Below are 1,836 nucleotides of genomic sequence, written 5' to 3'. Positions count from 1 at the left end.
ACGGGAAAGTCGAACGCTACAACCGCATCCTCGCCGAAGAACTGCTGTACTCCCGCGAGTACACCAGCGAAGCTGAGCGGCGCACTGCCGTCGAAGTCTGGAATGTTCACTACAATTACCACCGACCGCATTCAGCACGCGGAGGACGACCGCCCGCCGCTTACCGCCGGCACCGCGTCACCAACGTCCGTTCCTCCTACAACTAGCCTCGATCGGCCAGCTAGTGCCCCGAGTTTGAAGTTGTTTTACGGTCAGCTTTCACCAGGATCTGCTCGGCGGTTTTCGTCCACACGAACGGCTGCGCCCGCGGATTCCACCCGTTGATGAACTCTCGGATCTTCGCCGTCAGTTCGCGGACACTGCGGAAAGTTCCGCGGTGAATCGCTTGGCGTTCGATGATCCCGAACCACACCTCGACGAGGTTCATCCACGACGCCGACGTCGGGGTGAAATGAACATGGATCCGCGGATTCGCAGCCAGCCACTCGCGGACCTCGGCCTTCTTGTGGGTGGCGTAGTTGTCCATCACCAAGTGCAGTTCCTGCTTCGGATACGCGCGTGCGACATGTTTGAGGAACACCAGAAACTCCTGGTGACGGTGTCGCGGCCGGCAGATCCCGGTCACCTTTCCGGTCGCGATCTCCAACGCCGCGAACAAGGTGGTGGTGCCGTTGCGGATGTAGTCGTGGGTTTGCTTCTCGGGCATTCCGATCTGCATCGGCAACGTCGGAGCGGTCCGATCCAATGCCTGGATCTGCGATTTCTCGTCCACGCAGAGCACGATCGCGTTCTCGGGCGGATCGAGATACAACCCGACGATGTCGGTGACCTTCGCGACCAGTTCCGGATCGGTGGAAAACTTGAATGTCTCACTGCGCCAAGGCTGCACACCGTACTCGCGCCAGATCCGTGCGACCGTGCCGTACCCGATCCCCAAATGTTTCGCGAGCAGGCGCGAACTCCAGTGTGTGACACCGTATTTCTTCGGCGGCGGCATCAAGGTCGCGGAGACGATCTCCCGGCGATCGAGGCTACGCGGCCGCCCCGAACGCGCATCGTCTTCGAGGCCGGCCAAGCCGTCTACGTCGTAGCGGGCGCGCCAGGAGATCACCGTCGGCCGCGACACCCCGACCAGTTCCGCGATCGACGAATTCGACTCACCTTGAGATGCGAGCAAAACAATCCTCGCTCGCTGCGCCGCACCGGAGGAGATCGACCTCGACCGCAGTCGTCGGGCCAACTCGAGATCGTCGCCGTCTCGCAAGAGTAGGGGCTTAATCCGCATGCTTGAAGTATCTCAAATCGCACTGTCAAAGAATTTTAGGCGCGCGGCACTAGCAGCGAATCTCAAGTCGACGCTGCCCGGCAAACGAGAATGAGGACGAATGACCGTAGAAGCTCCGATGTGGAAATCTCAATCGACCATCACCATTCCGTGGAAGGGCAATGCCGAGGTAACCGTCACGGAATTGCTGTCAACGACGCTTGATGTCGCTCGTTCCGTCCTCATCGACGTCGCGAAAAGCGGTAAGAAGATCACGTACGTGGAGCTCGCAAAGCGTTCAGGAACCGGATATCCAGCGCAGTCGATGGGCAAAGTGTTGGACGTGCCCAGCCTGGACTGCAGCGACAGAGGTGAGCCGTCACTGGCACCCATCGTGGTGAGAGCAGCGACAATGAAGTCGCGGACGGATATGTCGGGTCTCCAGAAAACGATCGTGCCGCTCTATACCAGTGGTGGGTCACGCATTGACTTAGCCGGCAGGCAACCATGATCGACCCTCAGTGGCCGAAGCGATCAGAGTGACCAGTGGCGGCCGAGTATCACGTCCGGCG

The 1,836-nt window shown here is 60.0% G+C and carries 3 protein-coding genes; 2 read left to right on the top strand and 1 reads right to left on the bottom strand.

Annotation, left to right across the window (positions count from 1 at the left end; all coding sequences use genetic code 11):
* Nucleotides 1–206, top strand: a 206-nt coding sequence (locus AC0B9F_RS38010) for an integrase core domain-containing protein (protein WP_472010365.1), incomplete at its 5' end; no start/stop codon positions are given.
* Between the two features lie 14 nt (nt 207–220).
* Here AC0B9F_RS38010 and AC0B9F_RS38005 read toward each other — a convergent pair.
* A complete protein-coding gene (locus AC0B9F_RS38005) occupies nt 221–1,285 on the bottom strand; it encodes an IS630 family transposase (protein WP_054186956.1) in 1,065 nt (354 codons plus the stop codon).
* Between the two features lie 100 nt (nt 1,286–1,385).
* Between AC0B9F_RS38005 and AC0B9F_RS38000 the strand changes: the two genes are divergently transcribed.
* A complete protein-coding gene (locus AC0B9F_RS38000) occupies nt 1,386–1,775 on the top strand; it encodes a hypothetical protein (protein ID WP_472010363.1) in 390 nt (129 codons plus the stop codon).
* Nucleotides 1,776–1,836 lie beyond the last annotated feature (61 nt).

The sequence above is a fragment of the Streptomyces sp. NPDC097129 genome (assembly GCF_055668065.1).
Note: the sequence above shows the minus strand (reverse complement) of the source record. Positions and strands in the feature narration are given on the sequence as shown.